Origin of the sequence: Egicoccus halophilus (assembly GCF_004300825.1) — a bacterium.
Lineage (GTDB): Bacteria > Actinomycetota > Nitriliruptoria > Nitriliruptorales > Nitriliruptoraceae > Egicoccus > Egicoccus halophilus.
Map to the genome: position 1 here is coordinate 3300964 of NZ_CP036250.1, position 24190 is coordinate 3325153.

Annotated in this window: 23 protein-coding genes; 5 read left to right on the plus strand and 18 right to left on the minus strand. The window is 73.2% G+C overall.

All coding sequences use genetic code 11. The features are described 5' to 3' along the window. Window positions 1-57: 57 nt before the first annotated feature. On the plus strand, window positions 58-1284 hold the full coding sequence (gene kynU / locus ELR47_RS14985) for a kynureninase (protein WP_130650613.1): 1227 nt from the start codon (window positions 58-60) through the stop codon (window positions 1282-1284). A gap of 93 nt (window positions 1285-1377) precedes the next feature. Here the strand turns inward: kynU and serA are convergent, their stop codons facing one another. The 9 genes from serA to ELR47_RS15030 form a co-directional block, all read right to left on the minus strand. Then, a complete protein-coding gene (gene serA, locus ELR47_RS14990) occupies window positions 1378-2958 on the minus strand; it encodes a phosphoglycerate dehydrogenase (protein ID WP_130650614.1) in 1581 nt (526 codons plus the stop codon). A 272-nt stretch (window positions 2959-3230) separates the two neighbouring features. After that, window positions 3231-3668, minus strand: coding sequence for a globin domain-containing protein (locus ELR47_RS14995; RefSeq protein ID WP_130650615.1), 438 nt, complete (start codon window positions 3666-3668; stop codon window positions 3231-3233). Next, on the minus strand, window positions 3665-4165 hold the full coding sequence (locus ELR47_RS18475) for a GNAT family N-acetyltransferase (protein WP_165404119.1): 501 nt from the start codon (window positions 4163-4165) through the stop codon (window positions 3665-3667). Before ELR47_RS18475 ends, ELR47_RS14995 begins: the two co-directional genes overlap by 4 nt. Before the next feature lie 347 nt (window positions 4166-4512). Next, complete coding sequence (locus ELR47_RS15005; RefSeq protein WP_130650617.1) at window positions 4513-5529, minus strand: HD domain-containing protein; 1017 nt, start codon at window positions 5527-5529, stop codon at window positions 4513-4515. A gap of 109 nt (window positions 5530-5638) precedes the next feature. After that, a complete protein-coding gene (locus tag ELR47_RS15010; RefSeq protein ID WP_130650618.1) occupies window positions 5639-6022 on the minus strand; it encodes a hypothetical protein in 384 nt (127 codons plus the stop codon). 105 nt (window positions 6023-6127) lie between these two features. Then, window positions 6128-6748 carry a QsdR family transcriptional regulator gene (locus tag ELR47_RS15015; protein WP_130650619.1) on the minus strand — a complete coding sequence of 207 codons (621 nt, stop codon included), beginning with the start codon at window positions 6746-6748 and terminating at the stop codon, window positions 6128-6130. A 16-nt stretch (window positions 6749-6764) separates the two neighbouring features. Then, window positions 6765-7598, minus strand: a complete 834-nt coding sequence (locus ELR47_RS15020; RefSeq protein ID WP_130650620.1) for an ABC transporter permease — start codon at window positions 7596-7598, stop codon at window positions 6765-6767. Continuing rightward, window positions 7595-8371: an ABC transporter permease gene (locus ELR47_RS15025; protein ID WP_130650621.1), complete on the minus strand. Its 777-nt coding sequence runs from the start codon at window positions 8369-8371 to the stop codon at window positions 7595-7597. Before ELR47_RS15025 ends, ELR47_RS15020 begins: the two co-directional genes overlap by 4 nt. Beyond that, the gene (locus ELR47_RS15030) at window positions 8371-9336 is read right to left on the minus strand and encodes an ABC transporter ATP-binding protein (RefSeq protein WP_130650622.1); all 966 of its coding nucleotides are present in this window, start codon (window positions 9334-9336) and stop codon (window positions 8371-8373) included. Before ELR47_RS15030 ends, ELR47_RS15025 begins: the two co-directional genes overlap by 1 nt. A 231-nt stretch (window positions 9337-9567) precedes the next feature. On the opposite strand from ELR47_RS15030, the gene ELR47_RS15035 reads away from it, so the two are divergent. Continuing rightward, on the plus strand, window positions 9568-11043 hold the full coding sequence (locus tag ELR47_RS15035) for an HNH endonuclease signature motif containing protein (protein WP_130650623.1): 1476 nt from the start codon (window positions 9568-9570) through the stop codon (window positions 11041-11043). Window positions 11044-11268: 225 nt separating this feature from the next. Here ELR47_RS15035 and ELR47_RS15040 read toward each other — a convergent pair whose 3' ends face one another. Further along, window positions 11269-11772 carry a MaoC family dehydratase gene (locus tag ELR47_RS15040; RefSeq protein WP_130650624.1) on the minus strand — a complete coding sequence of 168 codons (504 nt, stop codon included), beginning with the start codon at window positions 11770-11772 and terminating at the stop codon, window positions 11269-11271. A 131-nt stretch (window positions 11773-11903) separates the two neighbouring features. Here ELR47_RS15040 and ELR47_RS15045 point away from each other — a divergent pair, with 131 nt between their 5' ends. The 3 genes from ELR47_RS15045 to ELR47_RS15055 are packed head-to-tail and all read left to right on the plus strand — an operon-like array spanning window position 11904 to window position 15689. Further along, the gene (locus ELR47_RS15045) at window positions 11904-12956 is read left to right on the plus strand and encodes an HpcH/HpaI aldolase/citrate lyase family protein (protein ID WP_130650625.1); all 1053 of its coding nucleotides are present in this window, start codon (window positions 11904-11906) and stop codon (window positions 12954-12956) included. A gap of 41 nt (window positions 12957-12997) precedes the next feature. Next, window positions 12998-13837 carry an HpcH/HpaI aldolase/citrate lyase family protein gene (locus ELR47_RS15050; RefSeq protein ID WP_130651429.1) on the plus strand — a complete coding sequence of 280 codons (840 nt, stop codon included), beginning with the start codon at window positions 12998-13000 and terminating at the stop codon, window positions 13835-13837. Between the two features lie 43 nt (window positions 13838-13880). Beyond that, the gene (locus ELR47_RS15055) at window positions 13881-15689 is read left to right on the plus strand and encodes a GGDEF domain-containing protein (RefSeq protein ID WP_130650626.1); all 1809 of its coding nucleotides are present in this window, start codon (window positions 13881-13883) and stop codon (window positions 15687-15689) included. Here ELR47_RS15055 and ELR47_RS15060 read toward each other — a convergent pair. From ELR47_RS15060 to ELR47_RS15095, 8 genes are all read right to left on the minus strand, one after another. Continuing rightward, the gene (locus ELR47_RS15060) at window positions 15668-16507 is read right to left on the minus strand and encodes a lysophospholipid acyltransferase family protein (protein ID WP_130650627.1); all 840 of its coding nucleotides are present in this window, start codon (window positions 16505-16507) and stop codon (window positions 15668-15670) included. The two genes, ELR47_RS15055 and ELR47_RS15060, sit on opposite strands and share 22 nt — an antisense overlap. Further along, complete coding sequence (locus ELR47_RS15065; RefSeq protein WP_130650628.1) at window positions 16504-17622, minus strand: pyridoxal-phosphate-dependent aminotransferase family protein; 1119 nt, start codon at window positions 17620-17622, stop codon at window positions 16504-16506. The genes ELR47_RS15060 and ELR47_RS15065 overlap by 4 nt, the downstream gene beginning before the upstream one ends. Window positions 17623-17648: 26 nt before the next feature. Then, entirely contained in the window at window positions 17649-18173 is a 525-nt protein-coding gene (gene ilvN / locus ELR47_RS15070; RefSeq protein ID WP_130650629.1) for an acetolactate synthase small subunit, read from the minus strand. A 9-nt stretch (window positions 18174-18182) separates the two neighbouring features. Then, complete coding sequence (gene ilvB, locus ELR47_RS15075) at window positions 18183-19958, minus strand: biosynthetic-type acetolactate synthase large subunit (RefSeq protein WP_130650630.1); 1776 nt, start codon at window positions 19956-19958, stop codon at window positions 18183-18185. 401 nt (window positions 19959-20359) lie between these two features. Further along, window positions 20360-21097: a class I SAM-dependent methyltransferase gene (locus tag ELR47_RS15080; RefSeq protein ID WP_130650631.1), complete on the minus strand. Its 738-nt coding sequence runs from the start codon at window positions 21095-21097 to the stop codon at window positions 20360-20362. Continuing rightward, window positions 21094-21867, minus strand: a complete 774-nt coding sequence (locus tag ELR47_RS15085) for an ABC transporter ATP-binding protein (protein WP_130650632.1) — start codon at window positions 21865-21867, stop codon at window positions 21094-21096. The genes ELR47_RS15080 and ELR47_RS15085 overlap by 4 nt, the downstream gene beginning before the upstream one ends. Further along, complete coding sequence (locus tag ELR47_RS15090) at window positions 21864-22880, minus strand: ABC transporter substrate-binding protein (RefSeq protein WP_130650633.1); 1017 nt, start codon at window positions 22878-22880, stop codon at window positions 21864-21866. The genes ELR47_RS15085 and ELR47_RS15090 overlap by 4 nt, the downstream gene beginning before the upstream one ends. Window positions 22881-22945: 65 nt before the next feature. Beyond that, entirely contained in the window at window positions 22946-24061 is a 1116-nt protein-coding gene (locus ELR47_RS15095) for a FecCD family ABC transporter permease (RefSeq protein ID WP_130651430.1), read from the minus strand. Window positions 24062-24190 lie beyond the last annotated feature (129 nt).

Below are 24190 nucleotides of genomic sequence, written 5' to 3' on the forward strand. Positions count from 1 at the left end.
GCACAGCGGCTGCGGGGCTACGGTGCGGCGGTTTGCGACCAGCGAGGAGGCGATTGCATGGACCGCACGGTCTGTCTCGAGCTCGACGCGAGTGACCCGCTCGCCGACCGGCGGGGCGCGTTCACGTTGGCCGACGGCCTGGTCTACCTCGACGGCAACTCGCTGGGGGTGCTCCCCCGGACCGTCGCCGCACGCCTGGACGAGGTGGTCGTCCGCGAGTGGGGCGAGGGGCTGATCCGGTCCTGGAACGCCGCCGGGTGGGTCGACCTGCCGCGGCGGGTCGCCGCGCGCATCGCCCCGCTCGTCGGCGCGGACGCCGACGAGGTGGCGGTCGGGGACTCGACCTCCGTGAACCTGTTCAAGGTGCTGGCGGCCGCGCGGCGGTTGCGCCCGGAGCGTCGCGTGCTGCTGACCGACGACACGAACTTCCCCACCGACCGGTACGTGGCGGAGGGACTCGCGGCGCTGGGCGACGGGCTCGAGGTCCGGGCCGTCGCACCCGACGCGGTCGCCGCCGCCCTCGACGACGAGGTGGCGGTCCTGTTCCTGACGCACGTCGACTACCGCTCCGGTGCCCGCACGGACGCGGCGACGCTGACGGCGGCGGCCCACCGGGTCGGGGCGATGGCGGTGTGGGACCTCGCGCACTCGACGGGCGCGTTGGACGTCGACCTGCACGCCTGGGACGCCGACTTCGCGGTCGGCTGCTCCTACAAGTACCTCAACGGCGGACCGGGGGCACCGGCCTACCTCTACGTGGCGCGTCGCTGGCACACGCAGGCGGACACGCCGGTGCGGGGCTGGTTCGGCCACGCCCGACCGTTCGACTTCGGGACCACCTACGCGCCGGCGGACGGCGCCGAGCGCTTCCTGGCCGGCACGCCGCACGTGCTCTCGACGGCGGCGCTCGAGGAGGCGCTGGCACCGTTCGCGGACGTCTCGCCGGCGACGCTGGACGCCAAGGCTCGCAGCCTGACCGACACGTTCGTCACGCTGGTGACCGAGCGCTGCGGCGACGAGGTGGAGCTCGCCTCCCCGCGTGAGGCGGCGCGGCGCGGCGCGCAGGTGTCGCTACGGCACCCGCACGCGTACGCGCTCACGCAGGCGCTGATCGCCCGTGACGTCATCGGCGACCACCGCCCGCCGGACCTGGTCCGGTTCGGGTTCGCGCCGCTGTACGTGCGTCACGTCGACGTCCACGACGCCGTCGAGGTGCTCGCGGACGTGCTCGCGACCCGCGCGTGGGACCGCCCCGAACACCACCGGCGCAACACCGTCACCTGACGGACCGCAGCACGCGCCGCCGCCGGTGACCAGTCCGGCGCACGCCGACCGCCGGTCCCCCGCACGGGCAGCGAGGAACCGGCGGCAACCCGATCAGAGGCTGATGCTGCGGCCCTCGCGGGCGCCGATCTGCTCGGTGATGTGCTCGAGGACGTCCTGCGGGACGGCCTCGTCGAGGGAGAGGGCCATGATGGCCTCGCCGCCGGCGGTGGTGCGTCCGACCTGCGCCGCGGCGATGTTGACGCCGGCCTCGCCGAACCCGGTCCCGACGGCGCCGACGACGCCGGGCCGGTCCTCGTAGCGGAAGAACGCCATGTGCGCGGCGGGGTCGACGTCCACGGGGGTGTTCCAGACCTCGACGAGCCGTTCGCGGCTGCCGGGCTGGAGCAGCGTGCCGGCCACGCGGAGGGCGGCACCGTCACGGGTGGTGCCGGAGACCCGCAGCAGCGACACGTAGTCCTCGCTGTGGGGGTCGGAGATCTCGCGCACACGGATGCCGCGCTCGTCGGCCAGCAGCGGGGCGTTGACGAAGGTGACCGGCTCGCTCGCGACGGCGCCGAGCATGCCCTTGAGCACGCTGAGGCCCACCACCCGGGCGTCGTGGTCGGCGAGCTGGCCGCAGTACTCGACGGTGACCTCGCCGCCGAGGCCGTCCTCGGCGAGCGCGGTGAGCAGCCGACCGAGCTTCTCGCCCAGCGGCAGGAAGGGCTTGACGTCCTCGTCGACGGGTCCGCCCTGGACGTTGACGGCGGAGGGGACGAACTCACCGGCGAGCGCGAGGTTGACGTAGTCGGCGACCTGCGTCCCGGCCTTGTCCTGGGCCTCCTCGGTGGAGGCGCCCAGGTGCGGGGTCACGACGGCGTTGGACAACCCGAACAGGGGCGACTCGGTCGTCGGCTCCGAGGCGAAGACGTCGACGGCGGCGCCGGCGATCACCCCGTCGCGCAGCGCGTCGGCCAGCGCCTGCTCGTCGACGATGCCGCCCCGGGCGACGTTGAGCAGCCGGGCGGTGGGCTTCATCCGCCGGAGGCGGTCCGCGTCGAGCAGACCGACCGTCTCGGGGGTCTTGGGCAGGTGCACGGTGACGAAGTCGGCCCGTTCGAGGACCTCGTCGACGGTGTCGAGCAGCTCGACACCGAGGCGGGCGGCCCGATCCGGCGCGACGAAGGGGTCGTAGGCCACCAGGCGCATACCGAAGGCGTGGCAGCGCTGGGCGACCAGCGTGCCGATGCGGCCCAGGCCGAGCACGCCGAGGGTCTTGTCGTGCAGTTCGGTGCCCGACCACTTCGAGCGTTCCCACTTGCCCTGCACCAGGGCGGCGTGTGCCTGGGGGATGTTGCGGGCCAGCGACAGCAGCAGCGCGACGGTGTGCTCGGCGGCGGAGACGATGTTGGACTGCGGGGCGTTGCAGACGATGACGCCGTGCTTGGTACCCGCCTCGACGTCGACGTTGTCGAGTCCAACGCCGGCGCGGGCGACGACCTTCAGGCTCGACGCGGCGGCGAAGACGTCGGCGTCGATGGTGGTCTGCGAGCGCACGACGATGGCGTCGTAGGCGTCGACGATCTCGAGCAGCTCGTCCTTGGACAAGCCGGTCTTGACGTCGACGTCGTGCTGCTCGGCGAGGGCGGCGACGCCGGCCTCGGCGAGCGGGTCGGCAACGAGGATCCTCACGGGGGAACTCCAGCGGGGAGGGAGGGACGCGGGCGGGAGGCCGGCAGCGTATGCGGGCCTGCCGGGTGGTCGCGTTCGGGGGCGGGGAAACGTTGCGGCCGCCGGCGCGGTGCGCCGCGGTCGTCGTGCGTGGCGGTGCGGGCCTGTGCGCGGCGGTGAGGGCTTGTGCGTGGCGGTGAGGGCGTGCCAGGTCCTCGACACCTCCGGCACGTCGACATCGGCGTCCCACCGGGCGGCGCGTGCCCGGCTGGTCGGCCGGGGCAGGCCGCTCGCTATCGCGAGGGCAGCTCGGTGACGTCGTCGGGGAGGCGGTTGACCAGGGTCGGGGTCGCGCGCGCGACGTAGCCGAGCAGCAGGGCTTCGACGTCGGACGGGAAGCGCAGCTCGCGGATCGCCGCCGACATGTGCGTCGCCCACCGCAGCGCGGCCTCGGGCGTGACGTCGAAGGGCGCGTGCCGCATCCTCAGGCGGGGATGACCACGCTCGGAGGAGTACAGGTCGCCGCCGCCCCAGTACTGGGCGAGGAACAGCGCGAGGTGCCGCTTGCCCGGTTCGAGGTCGTCGGGGTACTGCGGGCGCAGCACCTCGTCCTGCTCGACGCGACCGTAGAAGGCGTCGACCAGTTGCTCGAAGGCCTCGAGCCCACCGACACGGTCGTAGACCGCGGACGGGTCGAGAGGGGTGGCGTTCGGTGGGGCGTCGTCGCTCACAGCGCTCTTTCGTAGAAGGCGACGTCGAGGTAACGCCCGAACTTGTGTCCGGCTTCCGTCAGGGTGCCACGGTGTGCGAAACCCCACTTCTCGTGGAACCGGACGGAGGTCTCGTTGGGCAGCGCGATGACCGAGTAGAGCCGGTGGAACTCCGTGTCGGCCAGCCGTGCGAGCAGCGCACCGAGCAGCGCACCGCCGGTCCCCCGGCTCTGGGTGTCGGGGGCGACGTAGATGGACAGCTCGAGCGAGCGGTCGTAGGCCGGCTTGGGGCGGAAGCGTTGGGTCTCGACGTAACCGGACACCATGCCGTCGCGCTCGGCCACCAGCAGGTGGTAGCGACCGCCGCGCACGTCGTGCTCGAAGCGTTCGGTCCACTCGCGCGGGGTACGCACCTGGGTGTTGAACGTCGTGGTCGTGTTGAGGACGTAGTGGGTGTAGATCGCGGCGACCGCCGGCAGGTCGGCGGCGGTCGCGTCTCGAACGGTCGGGGCATCCACGACCGCGAACCGTACCCGCGGACGCCGAGCGCACCCGCCACGTGCCCCGGGCGCGAGGAACCGGCCGGCGGACCACGCAGCGTCCCGTCGGCGGCCGGTGACCAGTCCGGCACACGCCGAGCGCACCGGCCACGTGCCCCGGGCCCGAGGAACCGGCCGGCGGACCACGCAGCGTCCCGTCCGCGGCCGGTGACCAGTCCGGCACACGCCGAGCGCACCGGCCACGTGCCCCGGGCCCGAGGAACCGGCCGGCGGACCACGCAGCGTCCCGTCGGCGGCCGGTGACCAGTCCGGCACACGCCGAGCGCACCGGCCACGTGCCCCGGGCCCGAGGAACCGGCCGCGACCTAGTAGAGCCCGGCGGGTCGGAAGTGGGTGTCGTGCAGGGTCATCGCGTACTTGTCGCTCATGCCCGCGACGTAGTCGACCGCTGCCTGGACGTCGCTGACGGCGGGGACCCGGTAGGACTCGGGGATGTCGTCGGGGCGCTGGGCGAACCAGTCGACGAGATCCCGGATGACCCGGACGGCGCGCTCCGAGTGGCGCTGCGCCTGTGGGCGCAGGTAGACGTGGTCGAACATCCAACGGCGCAGCGCCGTCATGGCGGCCAGCTCGTCGGGGCGCATGGTGACCTCGCCGGCCTCGACCGAGGCGGACACGACCATGTCGACCATGCACTCGATCCAGTCCCGACCGGGCTCCCCGAAGCGCGCCCGGTGGTCGGCGGGGATGTCCTGGACGGTGATCACCCCGGCACGCAGGGCGTCCTCGGCGTCGTGGGCGAGGTAGGCGATGCGGTCGGCGAAGCGGCACACGAGACCCTCCGCGGTGGCCGGCGGTGGGTCGTTCTTCCACGACGACTGCCGGATCCCGTCGCGGACCTCCCAGGTGAGGTTGAGCGGCTCGAGCACCTCGACCACCCGCACGCCATGGATGGCGTGCTGCCACTCCCCCTCGACGTAGGGGGTGAGCGCCGTCTCGCCGGTGTGCCCGAACGGGGCGTGGCCGATGTCGTGTCCGAGGCAGATCGCCTCGGTCAGGGCCTCGTTGAGCGCGAGGGTGGCGGCGATGGCGCGGCCGACCTGGGCGACGGCCAGGGTGTGGGTCAGCCGGGTCACGTAGTGGTCGCCGTCGGGGTTGAGGAACACCTGCGTCTTGTGCTTGAGGCGACGGAACGCCTTGCTGTGCAGGATCCGGTCGCGGTCGCGTTCGAAGGCGGTCCGGTACGCGTCCTCGGGCTCGTCGCGGTCGCGTCCGCGGGTGTCGGCCGCCCGCGTGGCGAGCGGCGAGAGGTGCTCGCGCTCCTCGGCCTCGCGCACCGCCCGGGTCCGGTGGCGCAGCAGCGAGTGGTTGACGGCCGACATCTACCTCGTCCTCGACGGCGGGCCGCGACCTTAGGCGGTCGGACCCGGCCCGAACTCCGCGGGTCAGGCGCGCTGGGAAGGGACGCGTCGGGATCAGCGTCCCCCGACATCAGCGTCCCCCGACCGCGTCGAGGGAACGACGGTCCAGCGCGATGCCGAGGTCGGCGCACGCGTCGTGGCTGGCTTCGAGACCGGCGAGGAACTCGGTCGTGGACGGTTGCGAGGTCCCGGCCATCCCCGCTCGCCGGACGACCGTCGCGAGTTCGGGAGTGGGGGTGCCGTCGGGGTCGCCGCCGGCGGCGACGACGAGGTGGCTGGCCAGGACCCGGTACGCCTGGACGTCCGGTCCGCTCACCTCGCCGACCGGCACCTCGAGGTCGGCCAGCTCGTCGACGACCCGCTGCACCTCGGCGCACAGGGTGCCGTCGGCCGACGGATCCGTGCCGCCGCAGGCGAGCACCAGCGCTCCCACGGCCGTGACCGTGACGACCACGCGGGCTCTCGACACGCCTCCCCGATGTCCGGCACCGCCGTCATCCTACGAGCGCGGACGCCTGCGGCGTCGTGACGACGCGGGGCCCGCGAGCCCGCGTGCCGGTCAGCCGGCGCCGAGGACGGCGCGTCGCAGTCGGTCGGCAGCGGTGTGGTCGGGGCGGGCGCCGGCCAGCACGTCGGCGTAGAGCAGCGACTCGCCGACGCGGACGTAGAGGTAGGCGGTCTCGCGCGGTGCCTCGGGCAGGGTGAGTTCGCCCTGCTGGGCCGCCTCGCGCAGCAGGTCGGTCCAGGCGTCGACCATCCGTTCGTGCACGCGCCCCGCCGTGGTCACCAGCACCGGCAGCGCGATGCCGGGCTGGCTGGTGAGGAACCGCTGCAGCGGTGCGAAGCCGGCGACTCGGGCCTCGAACTCGCGGGAGATGGCCAGCAGCCGCTCGACCCCGGTGAGCCCGCACCGGTCCACCTCGGTGACGACGGCCCGCAAGGTGCGGATGGCGAGGTCGTGCAGGACGTCGCCCAGCAGCTGGTCACGGCTGCCGACCACGCGGTACAGGGTGGCGCGGCCGACCGCGAGGTCGGCTTGCAGCCGAGTCATGACGAGATCACCGGTGCGCAGGAAGCGCCGACGGGCCGCCACGAGGGCCTCGTCGTGGGTCAGCACCCGCCGCCGCGACGGCGAACCACGGCCGGCCTCGCCGTCGCCGGGCGCCGGTGGGCCGCTCACCTCGACGGTCCGGCCATCAGCTCACCAGCAAGGCGGCGAAGCGCCGCGTCGCCAGCCGCAGGCCCACGAGGCCGAGCACGACGAACACGGCCGCGTGTCCGAGCAGGGCCCAGCCGAGGTCGCCGAGCATCAGCCCCCGGACCAGCGCGACGCCGTGGGTCAGCGGGGACAGGAACACGATCGGCTGGAGCGCCGCCGGGTAGACCTCGATCGGATAGAAGGTGGCGGAGAACAGGAACAGCGGCAGCAGGGCCATGGTGACCAGGTCGAAGTCCTGCCAGCTCTTGAGGTAGGTGGTGACGAGCAGCCCGATACCGGCGAACCCGAAGCCGATCAGCACCGACGCCGGCAGGGCCAGCAACGCCCACGGGGAGACCACCAGTCCGGTCACCCAGGCGACGAGCAGGAACCCGAGCGCGTAGACCCCGCCGCGCATCAGTGCCCAGGTCAGCTCCCCCACCGCGATGTCGCGCGGCTGCATCGGCGTGACCAGCATCGCGTCGTAGAGCTTGCCCCACTTGAGCTTGGCGAAGACGTTGAACGTGGATTCGAGCACGGCGCCGTTCATCGAGGAGGCGGCGAGCAGGGCGGGGGCCACGAACACGCCGTAGGGCACCTCGCCGATCCCGGCGACTTCGACGCTGCCGACGAGCCCACCGATGCCGACCCCGACGGCGAACAGGTAGAAGACGGGTTCGACGAGCCCGCTGACGAACACGAGCCACGCCTGGCGGTAGGCGAGCAGGTTGCGTTCGACCAGCCGCGCCCCCCGGCCGAGCAGGACCGGCGGCGTGGTCCGCAACGGCAGCGCCTGCGACCGCCCGGAGGTGGCGGGTGCGTCGAGGCTCATCGGTGCAACCTCCGGCCGAAGCTCCACACGCTCAGGACGACACCGAGGGCGAGGAAGCCGACGACCACCGCGACGTGGACGCCCCACGGCCCGGTCGGTGTGGTACCGAGCGAGAGCGCCCGGGCGAGCTCGACGCCGTGCCACAGCGGGACGAGCCACACGAACCGTTCGATCGCGTCGGGCAGCTGCGAGACGGGGAAGAACGTGCCGGCGAACAGGAACAGCGGCATCACGAAGAAGCGTTGGATGGCCGCCAGCCCCTGGTCGGTCTTCATCTGCGCGGTCACGGCGCTGATCCAGGCACAGAACCCCGCTGCGGTGACGACCGCCGGCGCAATCGCGAGCAGGCCCCGGCCGAGGTGCATGGCACCGAACGCGGTGGCGACCACGACGTAGACGAGCGCGGCGACGCTTGCCCGCACGACGGCCCACAGCAGGTTTCCGAGCGTGAGGTCCGCCGGCCGGACCGGGGTGTTGAGCGCCGCCTGGTAGGTCTTCTCCCACTTGATGCCCGCGATGACCGGGAACGAGCCGTCGCCGGCGCCATTCTGCATGGCGGCGGCCGCGAGCAGGCCGGGGGCGAGCCAGGTGAGGTAGTCGACGCCACCCAGGGTCTGCGTGGCGGAGGCGTCGACGAGGCTGCCGAGCCCCAGCCCCATGGCGCTGAGGAACAGCACGGGCGTGACGAGGGTGGAGAAGGTCGTGCCTCGCCAGGTGTGGCGGTACTGGCGGGCATGGCCCTCGACGACGCGGAGGGTGACGGCGCGCGCCATCAGTCGACCAGCCGGCGGCCGGTGAGGTGCAGGAACACGTCCTCGAGGGTGCTGCGCCGGCTGACGGTGCCTGCCGGTGACAGCCCGCGGCCGTACACCTCGGCGAGCGTGGCGTCCGCGTCGTCGGTGGACAACAGCACCCGGTCGGGCAGGACCTCGATGCGCTCGGCGAGCCCGTCGAGGTGCTCCAGCGCCGCCTCCTGCGCACCGACGGCGAAGCGCAGCTCGACCACCTCGCGGGAGGTGTGGGTCGCGATGAGCTCGCGAGGCGAGCCCTCGGCGACGATGCGACCGCCGTCCATGACGACCAGCCGGTCGCACAGCTGCTCGGCCTCGTCCATGTAGTGGGTCGTGAGGATGAGGGTGACCCCGCGCTGCTTGAGCCGGTACAACCGGTCCCACAGCACGTGCCGTGCCTGTGGGTCGAGCCCGGTGGTCGGCTCGTCGAGCAGGACCAGCTCCGGGTCGTTGATGAGCGAGCGGGCGATCACGAGTCGTCGTTTCATGCCACCCGAGAGCGCGTCGACCTTCGCGTCGCGCCGGTCGGCGAGCTGGACGAAGTCGAGCAGCTCGGCGATCCGCTCTCGCAACAGCTTGCGGGGCAGGTCGAAGTAGCGCCCGTAGATGAGCAGGTTCTCGTACAGCGACAGTTCCTGGTCGAGCGCGTCCTCCTGCGGCACGACGCCCAGCCGGGCCCGGATCTGGGGTCCGTGCGTGGCCGGGTCCATGTCGAGGACGCGCAGCGTCCCCTCGGTCGCCGGCGAGACGGCACCGATCATGCGCATGGTGGAGGACTTGCCGGCGCCGTTCGGCCCGAGGAAGCCGAACGCCTCACCGCGCGGCACCTCGACGTCGATGCCGCGGACGGCGGTGAAGTCGCCGAAGGACTTCACCAGGCCACGGGCGAGCACCATCGGGGAGGTGTCGGTGCGTTGCGGGGTGGGAGCAGGGGCGGAGGTGGTCATGCCGCGGACGGTACTGCCCCGGATGCGAGCGTCGGATCGCCGCGGCGCCCAGCGCGCCGCGGCGACGTCCCACGCCCGACACGGCGCGCGTCGAGCGCGTGGACGCGCGCGGGACGCCAACGTCGTGTGGTGGCCAGTCGCCTTCGGGTGGCGCCGAGCCCGGCCTCGGTTTCCCACAGGCTGGCCCGGATCCGATCGGACCGATCGCTCGGGGGCGCCGATACTGCAGCCATGAACGCCACCACGTCTGCGCCGCGGCCGACCGTTCCGACGACGGTCGGCGCGCCGACGTCGACGACGGGCGTGGCCGGGGTGGACCTGCCTGTCCTCGACGAACTGCCGGCGCTCGGAGCGATGCTGGAGGCGTTGCGGCAGGTCGATCGACTGGTCGCGTCGGTCCTCGACACGCTGATCCTGCTGCAGGACACCGGTGCGACCGAGGCGGTGACCGGGGTGCCGCTCGAGCAGTGGTTGCTGATCGTGGGCCGGCGGACCAGCACCGAACGGCGGGCCCTGTTCGCGGCGGCGGACGTGCTGCGGCGGCTGCCGGCGTTGAAGGACGCGTTCGACGCCGGGCGGGTGTCGTGGCCGCAGCTGCAGGTACTGGTCGGCGAGGTGGGCCGGCTGCCGCGCCGGCTGGACGTCGCGTTGGACGCGGCGGTGGACCGGCTGGTCGACCGCTGCGAGGGGGCGGACCCGGAGGCGATGGCCGGCCTGGCCCGCTGGCTGGTGCGCGACCTGACCGCACGTCATCCCGATCCCGACGAGGACCGTGGGCCCGAGGTGCCCGACGAGTCGCTGGTCTTGCAGCCGCGGCTCGACGGCACGGGCGGCCGCTTCTTCGGCGAGGCGAACGGCACCAACTTTGCGCTGCTGGCCGCCGCGACCGACCCGGGTCCGGCCGGTCCGGGGGCACGCGACGGGTTCGGCCGGGCGGGCGACCCGCAGCGGGTGCGCGAGCAGGCCCGGGATCGTGGCCGACGGCGGCTGCAGCGGCTGGTCGACGTCCTGGAACACGCGGCCGCCCACCCCGCCGGAGACGCGACCGGCGACGCTGCGGTCGGTGGCGGGCGGGTGCCGGTGCGGCTGGTGGCCAGACTCTCGCTCGAGCAGCTGTGCGACGGGCGGCTGTCGGCGGAGCTGCTGACCCGGCTTACCGGCGGGCGGCTCCGCCTCGACCATGCCGCGACGACCCGCCTGCTCGAGGAGCGTCCCGGCCTGCTGCGGACGGTGGTCGTGGACGACGCCGGCGCGGTCGTCGGGGTCGGTCGCCGCAGCCGCTGCGCGCCCGCATGGCTCGCCGACGCGCTGCTCGCCGTCCACGACACCTGTACCGAACCCGGCTGCGACGTGTCGGTGACGGCGTGCGATCTCGACCATGCCGTGCCCTGGCAGCCGGCCGGCCGCGAGCGGCCGGGCGGCACGACCGATGTCGCCAACGTCGGCCCGCTGTGTCGGACCGCGAACCGCACCAAGGAACGCGACGGCTGGACCGCGACCGGCCGGGCCGACGGCACCCGCACCTGGCATCACCCCCGCACCGGCCTCACCGTCGACACCCTTCCCGCCACCTGGCGCCTGCCAACCGCCGACCTGCCGGACCCGGACCCGCCGACCGGCACGGACCCGCCGACCGGGACCGGCCCGCCGCACGACGCCCGACCGGCCGTGCCGCTCGACCAGCACGGCAGGCCCCTGCCCTTCTGAGCTGCGGACCTCGACCACCCGGCGGCCGGTGCGCTCCCACACCGGTCGCACCACGTCACCCACGCCGACACCCCCGCGCCCCAGGGGCCTGTCGGCGTGGGCCTGACGTGCGTGCCCACGTCCTGGCCACAACGTCGGGTCACAACGTCACGTGGACGTGCGGCGCCGCGGTCGAATCGCGGAGGTCGCCGTCCGGTGAGCCGAGCAGGCGCCCGGCGTTCCTCGTCAGACCTGCGGTTCGGGGCGTCCCGGCTGCCCGTCGAACCCGTGCCCGCGCTTGGGCACCAGCACGCTGCGGACGAACTCGCACACGACCGTGCCGTCCTGCTTGTAGCCGATGGTGCGGACCTTGACCACGCCACGATCCGGCTTGGAGCGCGACTCGCGGACCTCGAGCACCTCGGTCTCCGAGTAGATCGTGTCACCGTGGAACGTCGGGTTGGCGTGCTTGAGCGACTCGACCTCGAGATTGGCGATCGCCCGGCCCGAGACGTCGGGCACCGACTGCCCGAGCACGATCGAGTACACCAGGTTGCCGACCACCATCGCCTTGCCGTGCGAGGTCGCGGCGGCGGCGTAGTTGTCGTCGCTGTGCAGCGGGTGCTGGTTCATCGTGATCGAGCAGAACAGGATGTCCTCCGCCTGCGTGATCGTCTTCCCGGGCCAGTGCTTGTAGACGTCCCCCACCTCGAAGTCGTCGAGGAAGCGGCCGAAGTCGGCGGTCGGCATGCGGTGCTCCTGGATCGGTCGTGGCGCATCGTCGTCGCCCACGGTCGGCCGCTGCAAACTGCGGCCGATTTCGGCGCGGGGCCGGCCGGCTCCTAGCGTCGTGGGCGTCGGCCGTCGTCGCGAGGAGCGCCATGCGCAGCCCGAAGGACTTCTTCCGCCCGTTGGCGATCGGCGCACCCGACCCGGTGCGCGAGATCCCGTTCCGCCCGTCGCGGATGATCCACTTCTTCGACCCGTCGAACCCGAAGATGGTCGCCAAGGTGCCCGACCTCGCACCCAAGGTCGACATCCTGCTCGGCAACCTCGAGGACGCCGTCGCCGCCGAGCACAAGGAGGCGGCGCGGGCCGGGCTGGTCGAGGTCGGGCGCAGCTGGGACCCGTCGGGCGGGACCCAGCTGTGGACGCGCGTCAACGCGCTCGACTCGCCCTGGGTGCTCGACGACCTCACCACCCTGGTCGCCGAGATCGGTGACCGGCTCGACGTCGTGATGCTGCCCAAGGTCGAAGGTGCCGAGGACATCCACTACGCCGACCGGCTGCTCGCCCAGCTCGAGGCCAGGGCGGGGCTGCAGCGCCCCCTGCTGCTGCATGCCATCCTCGAGACGGCCCGTGGGGTCGCCAACGTCGAGGAGATCTGCCTCGCCTCGCCCCGGATGCAGGGGCTGTCGCTCGGGCCGGCGGACCTCGCCGCCGACCGACGCATGAAGACCACCCGGGTCGGCGGCGGCCACCCCGGCTACCTCGTGCGCGAAGATCCGCCCGACGGCGACGTCGACGCCAGCCGTGCCACCGCCCAGCAGGACCTGTGGCACTACACGGTCGCCCGCATGGTCGACGCCTGTGGCGTGGCCGGCATCCTGCCCTTCTACGGCCCGTTCGGCGACATCAAGGACACCGTGGCCTGCGAGGACCAGTTCCGCAACGCCTACCTGCTTGGCTGCGTCGGCGCCTGGAGCCTGCACCCGGTCCAGATCGGCATCGCCAAGCAGGTGTTCTCCCCCGAACCGGCCGAGGTGGCGTGGGCGAAGCGGGTCGTCGAGGCGATGGGGGACGGCACCGGAGCGGTCATGCTCGACGGCAAGATGCAGGACGACGCCACCTACAAGCAGTGCCAGGTCGTCCTCGACCTGGCCCGGTCCCTGGCCGAACGCGACCCCGACCTCGCCCGGGAGTACGACCTGTGAGCGCCTTCGACCCGCACCGGCCCCGGCGCAGCGTGCTGTACATGCCCGGCGCGAACGCCAGGGCCCTCGAGAAGGCCACCGGCCTGCCCGCCGACGGTCTCATCCTCGACCTCGAGGACGCCGTCGCCCCCGACGACAAGGCCTCCGCCCGTGACCGGGTGGCCGCGGCGGTCGCCGGTCGCGGGTACGGCCAGCGGGAGGTCGTCGCCCGCGTCAACGGCCTCGACACGCCGTGGTTCGCCGACGACGTGGCCGCGCTGGCTGCGGCCGCACCCGACGCGATCCTGGTGCCAAAGGTCGGCTCGGCCGAGGACGTGCGCGGCATCGAAGCCGCCGTCGAGGCCGCCGGCGCGCCGGACACGACGCTGTTGTGGGCGATGATCGAGACGCCGTCGGCGATCCTGCGCGCGACCGAGATCGTGGCCGCCTCGGAGCGCCTGGTCGGCTTCGTCCTCGGCACCAACGACCTGGTCAAGGAGTTGCGGGCGGTGCACGTCCCCGGCCGCGCCCCGCTGCTGCCCGCGCTGGCCTGGGCGGTGCTGGCGGTGCGCGACGTCGGCAAGGTCGTGCTCGACGGGGTGTTCAACGACCTCGACGACGCCGACGGCTTCGAGGCGGAGTGCCGCCAGGGCCGGGAGCTCGGCTTCGACGGCAAGACCCTGATCCACCCCAGGCAGCTCGACGCCTGCAACCGGGTGTACGCCCCGTCGGCGACCGAGCTCGACCACGCCCGCACGCTCGTCGCCGCCTGGGAGTCGGCCCGGGCCGCCGGCGGTGGCGGCGTGGTCACCGTCGACGGCCGCATGGTCGAGCACCTCCACGTCGAGGAAGCCCGCCGTGTCCTGGCTCAGGCGGAGGCGATCGCCGAACGGTCGGACTGAGCGCACCGCTTCAGCCCACCCACCCACGGCCGTCGTCTGCGACATGGACCGTTGGGCGTGGCGAGTCAGCCTGCTGCTCGGGGCGGCGTTGCTGCCCCTCGTCGCGCTGCTCCCGCAGAGCGACCCGATGCAGCTGCTGTGGATCGCCATCTCGGCGGTGACGTTCGCGGCCGCCTGCTGGTCCCGCCGGCTGCACCGCAGCGGCCATCCCGACACCTACGGGCTGGTCCGGCTCGGCATGGGCGGCTTCGCCCTCAGCTCGGTCCTGATCTTCGCACCGCTCGGCTTCGCCCCGCCGCATCCCATGGCGGGCGCGAACCTCGTCGCCTACGCGGGCGCGTACGTGCTGGTCAGCGTCGCCATGCTGCGGATGGCCGACCTCAAGATGGGCGGTCACGACCTCGAGGGGCGCGTGGACACCGCCGTGGTGGCCGTCGCCGCCGCGGCGGTCCTGTTCGACACGGTGGCGATGCCGCTGATCGCCACCACCGACGACCCGGTCACCGCGGTCGTCTACGGCACGCTGCCGGTCCTGCAGGCCGCCATGGCCGCCGCCACGATCCGACTCATGGTCAGCGGCGCCCACCGTTCGCCTTCGGCGTGGTTCTTCGCCGTCGCCGCCTTCGCGTCGCTGGTCGCCAACGTGACGTTCCTGCCCTCGCTCGTCGACGGCACCCAGCCCGCCCCGCTGCGGGTGCTGTGGCTCGTCTGCTACGTCTGCATCGCCGCCGGGTTGCTGCATCCCTCGGCGGCGGAGCTCGGCGCCCCGGCGCCCGGGGGGTACTCGGCGGGGCGGCTGGCCGTCATCGGTCTCGCCCTGGTGAGCCTGCCGACCGTGATGCTCTTCGAGCACCGGGTGGCCTCGCGGGTGCCCGCACTGGCGGCGATCCTGTGCGTCGCCCTCGTGCTGTGGCGGGCCAGCAAGCTGCTGCTGGAGCGCGAACGGGTCGCCGCCGAACTCGCCGGCCAGGCGCGCGGCCAGGCCAGCCTGTCCGACGTCGGGCACGCGGCCATCGTGGCCGGCGACGCCGAGGAGTACGTGGCGCGCCTGCGTCAGGCGCTCGCCGACGGGCTCGGAGGGCGGGTCACGCTCGAGCTGCCCGGTGACGACGCCCCGCTGGCCACCGACGAGCGTCGGCTGGCGCTCGGTGCCGAGCTCGGGACGCTACGGGTGCGCTTCGACGACGTGGCGACCGCCCGGGCCGCCGATCCCTACCTGGGGACCGCGCGTGACCTCACCGAGGCGGCGCTGCGGCGATGGCGGGTCGAGGACCTGCTGCGCCACCAGTCGCTGCACGACACGCTGACCGGGCTGCCCAACCGGGCGCTGGTGTGCCGGACGATCGAGCAACGGCTCGCGCGGTCGAGCGAGCCACGACTGGCGGGCGGTCCCGACCTGGCCGTGCTGTTCGTCGACCTCGACGGGTTCAAGGCCGTCAACGACACCCTCGGCCACGCCGTCGGCGACCGGGTGCTGGCCGAGGTGGCCACCCGCCTGCTCGCCGAGGCCGACGAGCACGACCTGGTCGGCCGGCTCGCCGGGGACGAGTTCGTGGTCGTGTGCGCGGCGGCGGACGCCGTCGCCCTCGCCCATCGGGTACTGGTCACGGTCGGCCGGCCGTTGACGACCGACCTCGGCGACGCGCGCGTCGGTGCCTCGATCGGCGTGGCCGTGGCCGCCCCGGGCGACACGGCCGAGCGGCTGATCCAGCGTGCCGACGCGGCCATGTACACCGCCAAGCACGGCGGCAAGGGTCGGATCGAGGTGTGTCCCGCCGACGTCACGGGGATCACCGACTTGTCGGCGGCCGGCGGGCCGGACGCGACGCCTCAGGGCGTGGCGTCGCCCTGACCGCCGGAACCCCCGTCCCAACGGCGCGTGCGCGAGGTGTGGTCGCGCACCACCTCGGCATGGTCGGGTGCCCCGCCCCCGTGGCGGGCGGGCACCCACCAGGCTCCGGCAGGGGTGCCGTCGACGTACTCGCGGACCACCTCGTCGAGGAGCGCGTCCATCGCGGCCGCGAGGCGCGCCGTCGCGGCCACCGGGTCCTCGTCGGCACCGACATGCAGCGGCGGCCCGTAGCGCACGACGACCGGCGTGCCGAACGCCGGCCGGGGCAGGCGCCCCTTGGTGGCGATGCGCTGCGAGCCCCAACCGACGACCGGGACGACGGGCACCCCGGCGGCCTGCGCCATGCGCACCGCCCCGGTGCGCAACGGCAGCAGCTCGAACGAGCGCGAGATCGTCTGCTCGGGCGCGACCGCCACGAGATCGCCCCGGCGCAACGCCGCGGCGGCGGCGTCGAACGCCCCGGCGCGGGCCACGCTCGACTGGCGGTCGACGGGGACCGCCTCGGCGGCGCGCACGAGCCAGCCCAGCCACCGGCTGCCCCAGATCTCGCGCTTGGCGAGGAAGCGCACCGGCCGCCGGAGGCGACGCACCGGCGCCCACGCCACCATCACGAAGTCGAGGTAGCTGTGGTGGTTGAAGGCGAGCACCGCCCCATCCCGGGGCGGCACGTGGTGCAGGTCGTGCACCCGCACGCGCCACCGACAAAGGTTGACCAGCGCGATCACCAGCAGGGCGATCGACCGCCACTTCCAGGTCAGCCGCAGCGGAGTGCCGTCGGGCCGTTCGTCACGGCGCTCGCGGGCGTCGGCCGGCTTCATCCCTCGAGCAGTTCGTCGACCGCGTCGAGGAGGCGGTCGACCACCTCGTGGCGGGCGGCCTGCCCCATCAGCCCGACCCGCCAGCCGCGCTCGGCGAACCCGCCGGTACCACCGGCGACCTCGATGCCGTGCTCGTCGAGCAGCCGGCGGCGCAGGGTGGCCGCGTCGACGGCGGCCGGCCACGCGAGCGTGGTCAGCTGCGGCAACCGGTGTCCGGCGTCGGCGAGGAGCACCGCGTCACGATCCTGGACGTGGTCCTGGAAGAGCTCCCCCACCTCGGCATGGCGGGCCCAACGGGTCTCGAGCCCCTCCTCGAGCACGATCCGCAGGCCCTCGTGCAACCCGAGCAGGGCGTTGACCGGAACGGCGTGGTGGTCGTCGTGCTCGGGTCCCCACCAGGCCAGTGCCCCCGTCAGGTCGAGGTAGGACGAGCGGACCGAGGTGGCACGCTGCCGCAGCCGGTCGACGGCCCGTTCGGAGAAGGTCACCGGTGCGAGTCCCGGCGGGACCGACAGGCAGCCCTGCGTGCACGCGTACGCCGCGTCGATCCCCCAGGCGTCGACCTCCAACGGGACCCCGCCCAGGCTCGTGACCACGTCGACCACGAACAGCGCCTCGGTTCCCGCCAGCAGCGCGCCGACCTCGGCCAGCGGCTGGTGCACCCCGGTGGAGGTCTCGGCGTGCACCAGCGCGACCACCCGGGTCTCGGGATGGGCCCGCAGCGCGGACTCGATGCGCTCCGCCGGCACGGCGCGGCCCCAGGGTTCCTCCAGTTCGACCACCTCGGCACCCGCGCGGCGGGCGAGGTCGGCGACCCTGGCGCCGTAGCTGCCGTTCACCCCGACGATGACGGTGTCGCCCGGTTCGACCAGGTTGAGCATGGCCGTCTCCATGCCCGCGGTGCCGGTGCCCGCCACGGCCAGCGTGGCGGTGTTCCGGGTCCGGAAGACCGTGCGCAGCATGTCCGCGACCTGCTCGGCGACCGCGAACGCGAACGGGTCACGGTGACCGACGGTCGGCTGGGCCTGCGCCGCGAGCACCCGCGGATCGACGGGGCTCGGTCCGGCACCGAGCAACAGCCGCTCGGGCGCCGTCGCGGCGGGAAACGGCGGCATGACGGTGGACTCCTCGGTTCTCGGCGTCACACCACGCGCTGCATGCGCAGCTTTGCACCGTCGGTGATCGACTTGGTGCCACGGGCCAACGCGATGGTGCCCGAGCGCACCATCTCCCGGATCCCGTAGGGCTCGAGCAGCTCGATCATCGCCTCGAGCTTGCCGGGGTTGCCGGCCGCCTCGATCGTGATGGAGTCGTGGTCGACGTCGACGATCTTGGCGCGGAAGACGTCGGCGAGCTCGATGATCTGGCTGCGGGTCGCCGCGTCCGCGGCGACCTTCACCAGCTGCAGCTCCCGCTGCACCGACTCACCGGCGTCGAGCTCGACGATCTTGAGCACGTGGACGAGCTTGTTGAGCTGCTTGACGATCTGCTCGAGCTGCACCGCCTCGGTGCCGACCACCAGCGTCAACCGCGAGACCCGCGGGTCGTCGGTCGGCCCCACCGCCAGCGAGTGGATGTTGTAGTTGCGCCGGGCGAACATGCCGGCGATGCGGGTCAGCACACCGGGCTTGTTCTCGACCAGCACGGACAGGGTGTGGCGATCCATCGTCGTCTCCTACTGGCCGGAGGCGGCGAGCCGGGCGCGCCACTCGTCGGCGGACTCGAGCACCTCGTCGTTGCTGGCACCGCTGGGCACCATCGGGAACACCATCTCGTCGGGGTCGACCCGGAACTCGACCAGCACCGGCTGGTCGGTGATCTCGTGGGCCTTGGCGAGCGTGGCGTCGAGTTCGTCGACGGTCTGCACCCGGAACCCGGGGATGCCGTACGCGTCGGCCAGCTTCATCAGGTCCGGGCAGTCCTGCGGCAGGGCGACCTGGGAGAGCCGGTCGTCGTAGAACAGGTGCTGCCACTGGCGCACCATGCCGAGGTAGCCGTTGTTGACCACGCAGAACACGACCGGGATGTCGTGCTGTACGGCGGTCGCGAGCTCCTGGAAGGTCATCTGGAAGCAGCCGTCACCGTCGATGGCCACGACCGGGGTGTCGCGTCCGACCCCGACCTTGGCGCCGATGGCGGCCGGCACGGCGAACCCCATCGTCCCGAGACCGCCGGAGTTGATCCACTGCCGGCCGCGCGTGTAGGGGATGTGCTGCGCCGACCACATCTGGTGCTGGCCGACCCCGGAGACGTAGACCGCCTCGTCGCCCCAGGTCTCGTGGACGGCCCGGATCGCGGTCTGCGGCTTGAGCACCCCGGTCTCGGGCTGCTCGAAGCGCAGCGGGTGGTCCCGCTTCATCTCGGCGAGGTGCCGGCGCCAGTCGGCCGCGTCGGGCGCGAACGACGCGTCGTCGGCCTTGTCGTCGAGCACCTTGAGCAGCTGACCGAGCACCACCTTGACGTCACCGACGATCGGGACGTCCACGGCCCGGTTCTTGCCGATCTCGGCCGGGTCGACGTCGACGTGGATCACCTTGGCGTGGGGGGCGAAGTGCTCCAGGCTGCCGGTGACCCGGTCGTCGAAACGGGCCCCGAGGGTGACCAGCAGGTCGGTCTGCTGCAGCGCCTTCACACCGGCGTAGTGGCCGTGCATGCCCGGCATGCCGACCGCGAGCTCGTGGGTGTCGGGGAACACCCCGCGGGCCATCAGGGTGGTGACCACCGGCAGGCCCAGCCGGGTGGCGAACGCGTGCAGTTCCTCGTCCGCGCCGGCGCGCACCAGTCCACCGCCGGCGTAGATCACGGGACGCTGCGCCTGGGCGATCAGCTGCAGCGCCTCGCGGATCATCTTGCCGTGACCACGGACCGTCGGGCGGTAGCCGGGCAGGTCCACCCGCTCGGGCCACTCCCACACCAGCGTGGCGTTGAGGACATCCTTGGGGATGTCGACCAGCACCGGGCCGGGACGCCCGGAGCGGGCGACGTGGTAGGCCTCCTTGATCGCCGCGGCGATGCGCTCGGGGCTCTGCACCAGTTCGTTGTGCTTGGTGATCGGCATCGTGATGCCGGTCACGTCCGCCTCCTGGAAGGCGTCCGAGCCGATGGCGCTGCGCGCGACCTGTCCGGTGATCGCCAGCACGGGGATGGAGTCCATGTGCGCGTCGGCGAGCCCGGTGACGAGGTTGGTGGCCGCCGGACCGGAGGTGACGATGCACACGCCGACCTCACCGGTGGCGTGGGCGTAGCCCTCGGCCATGTGGATCGCGCCCTGCTCGTGGCGAACGAGCACGTGGGTCAACTCGGCGTCGAGCAGGGGGTCGTAGGCCGGCATGATGGCGCCGCCCGGATAGCCGAAGACGACGTCGACACCGAGCGCCTCGAGGCTCTTGATGACGGCCTGCGCACCGGTCACGACCTGCGTGCCCGGGGCGGTGTGCTTCCCACCCGACATGCGCTTGCTCCTGCGTTGGCCCCAGGTCCGCTGGCGACGTCCACCGGCGGCGTCCGCCACCGACGGCCCGTGGCGACCCCTCCTACGCAAGAACCTCCCGGTCCGGGAGGTTCGCGCGTACTCGGGGGGCCGAGTACGCGCTACGCAACGACGACGAGACCAACGACGAGCAGGGCGCCGACGCGCCCGACCCGGCTGATCTCGTCCCGCAGCACCCACCGCTCCTGGGAGGTCCGTCGCACGCCCGTGCGGGCGTGCAGAGGAATGGTCGCCCATCGCCCCGGTCCGCGCAACTCGCACGGCGATGTGCGCGGATCGCGCCGCTCAGGTCGTCTCCGCCCGCGAGCCGGGATCCGACCGTCGAGGGCCACGCCCGCCCGTCGCCGCCCGTCGCCGACGGCTCAGGGGCACCGACCCGTGATGCGGTACTGCAGACGCACCGTGTGGTCGGAGTCGACCGCAGCGGCGCGCTGCAACCGTTCGAGTTCGTGCAGCGGCGTCACCTCGACGTCGACGAAACCGGCGTCGCGAACGGCCCGGACGCTCGGCTCGATGCTGCCGGCCTCGGCCAGCGGCAGCGCGGCGGCCACCGTGGGGTCGTAGAAGTCGGCGAACTCGGGTGGCCCGTCCGGGCGACGGTCGCCCTCGGCATGGATGCCGGTCGGGAACCAGGTGCTGTCGACGACGACCAGCCGCCCTCCCGGACGCAGCAACGCGCGCCAGCGAGTCAACGCGGCCACGGGCTCACGCAGGGTCCACAGCACGTAGCGGCAGGTGACCACGTCGAACGACGCCGGAGGGAGGTCCGGCGCCACGGCGTCGCCGACCTGCAACTGCGGCGGGTGCGCGAGCCCGGCGCTGCGCCGACGGGCGATGTCGAGCATGTCCGCCGCGAGGTCGGTCGCCGTCACCCGGTGACCGAGCCCGGCCAGCAAGACGGCGACCTCCCCCGTGCCCGTGCCCAGGTCGAGCACGTCGGCAGGCGCGTCCGGCAGCACCTCGCCCCAGATGCGGCGCCATGCGTCGCGGACCGGTGGCGTCTGCACGCGCTCCTGGTGGGCGTCGTAGGCATCGGCCCGGTGGTCCCAGTAGGCGGTGATGCGGTCCTGCACGCCGGTCGTCGACGCGGGCACGGTCATGGCTGGTTCCTGTCGTCGAGCGGGGAGAAGAGCAGTTGCACCCGACCGTGGTCGGGAACGCGGCGCACCCCGATCCCGTAGACCGGTTCGAGGACCTCGGGGCGAAGCACCTCGTCGGGAGTGCCCGCGGCGACCACGCGGCCGTCCTGCAGCAGGACCAGTCGGTCGCAGTAGCGCGCGGCGAGGTTCAGGTCGTGCAGCACCACGACCGTGCAGACCTCGAGCTGACGTACCAGCTGCAGGATCTCGTGCTGGTAGCGGACGTCGAGGTGGTTGGTGGGCTCGTCGAGCAGGAGGTGGTCGGCCCCCTGGGTGATGGCCCGGGCGATGAGCACGCGCTGTTTCTCGCCCCCGGACAGGCCGGCGAAGACACGCCCGGCGAGATGGCGGGCACCGACCTGCCGCAGCGCCGCGGCGGCCCGTCGGTGGTCGGCCTCCCCCGGCCGCTGGAAGTTGCCGAGGTGGGGCGACCGGCCGAGCAGGACCATCTCGGCCACCGTGACCGGCAGGTCGGTCGCGCCCTCCTGGACCACGACCGCGAGCCGGCGGGCCACCTCGCGCGTCCGCAGTGCGCCGACGTCGTCGCCGTCGACCGCGACGCAACCCGTGCGCGGCCGCAGCGAGGCGTACAGGGTGCGCAGCAGCGTGGTCTTGCCGCTGCCGTTGGGGCCGATCAGACCGACGACCTGCCCGGCGGTCGCCTCGAGGCCGACCTGGTCGAGGACGGTGGTGTCCCCGTAGTCGAAGCTGACCCCGGCGGCCTCGATCACCGCCGGTCCCCGAAGGCGTCCACGATGCGCTCGAGCCCGTCGACCGACAGCGGCGTCGGAGGCTCGGTGAAGTTGAACAGCTGCACCAGGACGTCGCCGTTGCGGATCGCCGTGAGGGTGTCGGCGCCGGGCAGGTCCACGACCGCCTGCTCGACCGGTCCCGGCTCGCCGTCGACGTGCAGCAGGACCAGGATCTGCGGGTCGCGGTCGAGTACCTCCTCGAGGGTGACCTCGAACACCCGCTCGTCGACGTCACCGAAGACGTTGGCGAAGCCAGCGGCCTCGAGCTGGGGATGCGCCATGCTGCGGTTTCCGTAGGCGTACCCGGTGCCGCCGCCGACGGTGGGATAGAGCACCGCCGCGGTGCGCTGCCCGTCGACCGCCCCGCCAGCCGACACCGTGGCGTCCGCAACCCGCTGCCGCAACGAGGCGACGGTGTCCGCGGCCGCCTCCCGGCGGTCGAAGATCCCACCGTAGGTGGCGACCTGCGCCTCGATGTCGGCGAAGGTCGGCGCGTCGAGTCCCTGCGGGCACATCGCCGGTTCGATGATCAACGGCACGTCGGCAGCGGCGAGACCTTCGCGCGTCATGCCGTCGGGCAGGCCGAGCACGAGGTCGGGTCGGGCCGCGAGGACCGCCTCCTGCGAGATCTGCAGATGACCGCTGGTGTCGAGCCCCTCACCGATCGAGTCGATCCCGGCGATCGCCGCATTCACCTCGTCGGTGTAGTACTCCTCGGGAAAGGCACCGGCGCGGGCGACGACCCGGTCGAGCACGTCGAGCGCCGCCAGCGCCGCCACCGGGGCGCTGTTGAGCAGGACCACGCGCTCGGGCGGTGCCTCGAAGCTCACCTCGACACCGCAGTTGTCGACGGTCAGCGGGTAGACGGTCGCGGTCGTGTCCGCGGCCGGGTCGGTGTCGCCAGCCACCGGCGGCGTGGGCTCGCCGCCGACGCACGCGGCCAGGCAGAGCGCGAGCACGAGCGCGGCGGACGTGGTCCGGGTGCGGGGCATGGGCGCGGTCCTGGGTCGAGGTCGAGCACGGAGGGAGGCCGGGGTGGCGGTCGGGAGGTCGGTCGTCAGGCGCTCGCGGCGTGGAACCGTCGGACGAGCAGGAGCAGGAACGGCGCCCCGACGAGCGCCGTGATGATCCCGATGGGCAGCTCGCGGGGCTGCAGCACCGTCCGGGCCACCACGTCGGCCCAGACGAGGAAGATGGCACCGGTCAGGGCGGACACCGGCAGCACACGGTGGTGGGCAGCGCCGACGTGCCGCCGGGCGACGTGCGGGATCACCAGGCCGACGAAGCCGATGCCGCCGGCAGCGGCGACCACGGCACCGACGCACAGCGACACCACGACCAGCAGCTGCGCACGCAGCCGCGTGGGCGACACCCCCAGGGTCAGCGCCGTCTCGTCACCGATGGCCAACGCGTCGAGCCGCTGGCTCCACACCAGCAGCAGTGCGACGGTGCCCAGCACCACCACCGCGACGACGGCCAGGGGCGAGGACCAGCGGGCGAGACTGAGCGAGCCGAGCAGCCAGAACATCACCGAGCGTGCGCCCTCGGCCGAGTCCGCCGCGAAGATGAGGAAGCTGGTGGCGGCGTACAGCGCATAGCCCACCGCCACCCCGGCCAGCAACAGCCGGACCGAGGTCACCCGTCCGGCGGCCCGGGCCACGAGGAACACCACGAGCGAGGCGCCCATCGCCCCCACGAAGGCACTGCCGGCGAGGGCGTTGTCCCCGAAGGCGGCACCGACGCCGAACAGGATGGCGGCCGCTGCGCCCGTCGAGGCACCGGAGGTGACCCCCAGCAGGTAGGGGTCGGCGAGCACGTTGCGGACCATCGCCTGCAGGGTGGCGCCGGTGACCGCCAGACCAGCCCCGACCAGGGCGGCCAACAGCACGCGTGGGACGCGGACCTGCCACACGATCGCGACTTCGGAGCCGGTCCCGGGTGGCGTCCCCGGCACGCCGAGCACGACGTGGCCGACGACGCCCGCCACCGTCGCGGGGGCGATGCGGACCGCGCCGATGCCGACCGCGAGCACCAGGCTCGCTGCCAGCGCGAGCCCGAGCGCGGTCAGCAGGAACGCCCCCCGTCGACGCTCCTGCTGCCGCCCGAGGTCGTCGCTGCCGGGACGGCCGGCACCGGGCTCGACACCCCGGAATCGGGGCGGCGTCGTGTTGATCGCTGCCACCTGGGGCTCTCGGCTCGGTCGACGTTCGGAGTCGCCGAGCTTATTGCAACCGACTCGCAGGTGGAAGCCGGCAACCGAGCGTTCATCTCCGACCGACAGATCCCGACCACGACCGCCCGC

What these genes read in the sequence shown, in the direction of transcription:
- kynU (WP_130650613.1), top strand. Translation starts at nt 58, where the DNA reads ATGGACCGCACGGTCTGTCTCGAGCTCGACGCGAGTGACCCGCTCGCC.
- ELR47_RS15005 (WP_130650617.1), bottom strand. Translation starts at nt 5,529, where the DNA reads ATGTCGGCCGTCAACCACTCGCTGCTGCGCCACCGGACCCGGGCGGTG.
- ELR47_RS15020 (WP_130650620.1), bottom strand. Translation starts at nt 7,598, where the DNA reads ATGAGCCTCGACGCACCCGCCACCTCCGGGCGGTCGCAGGCGCTGCCG.
- ELR47_RS15025 (WP_130650621.1), bottom strand. Translation starts at nt 8,371, where the DNA reads ATGGCGCGCGCCGTCACCCTCCGCGTCGTCGAGGGCCATGCCCGCCAG.
- ELR47_RS15030 (WP_130650622.1), bottom strand. Translation starts at nt 9,336, where the DNA reads ATGACCACCTCCGCCCCTGCTCCCACCCCGCAACGCACCGACACCTCC.
- ELR47_RS15035 (WP_130650623.1), top strand. Translation starts at nt 9,568, where the DNA reads ATGAACGCCACCACGTCTGCGCCGCGGCCGACCGTTCCGACGACGGTC.
- ELR47_RS15040 (WP_130650624.1), bottom strand. Translation starts at nt 11,772, where the DNA reads ATGCCGACCGCCGACTTCGGCCGCTTCCTCGACGACTTCGAGGTGGGG.
- ELR47_RS15045 (WP_130650625.1), top strand. Translation starts at nt 11,904, where the DNA reads ATGCGCAGCCCGAAGGACTTCTTCCGCCCGTTGGCGATCGGCGCACCC.
- ELR47_RS15050 (WP_130651429.1), top strand. Translation starts at nt 12,998, where the DNA reads ATGCCCGGCGCGAACGCCAGGGCCCTCGAGAAGGCCACCGGCCTGCCC.
- ELR47_RS15055 (WP_130650626.1), top strand. Translation starts at nt 13,881, where the DNA reads ATGGACCGTTGGGCGTGGCGAGTCAGCCTGCTGCTCGGGGCGGCGTTG.
- ELR47_RS15060 (WP_130650627.1), bottom strand. Translation starts at nt 16,507, where the DNA reads ATGAAGCCGGCCGACGCCCGCGAGCGCCGTGACGAACGGCCCGACGGC.
- ELR47_RS15065 (WP_130650628.1), bottom strand. Translation starts at nt 17,622, where the DNA reads ATGCCGCCGTTTCCCGCCGCGACGGCGCCCGAGCGGCTGTTGCTCGGT.
- ilvN (WP_130650629.1), bottom strand. Translation starts at nt 18,173, where the DNA reads ATGGATCGCCACACCCTGTCCGTGCTGGTCGAGAACAAGCCCGGTGTG.
- ilvB (WP_130650630.1), bottom strand. Translation starts at nt 19,958, where the DNA reads ATGTCGGGTGGGAAGCACACCGCCCCGGGCACGCAGGTCGTGACCGGT.
- ELR47_RS15080 (WP_130650631.1), bottom strand. Translation starts at nt 21,097, where the DNA reads ATGACCGTGCCCGCGTCGACGACCGGCGTGCAGGACCGCATCACCGCC.
- ELR47_RS15090 (WP_130650633.1), bottom strand. Translation starts at nt 22,880, where the DNA reads ATGCCCCGCACCCGGACCACGTCCGCCGCGCTCGTGCTCGCGCTCTGC.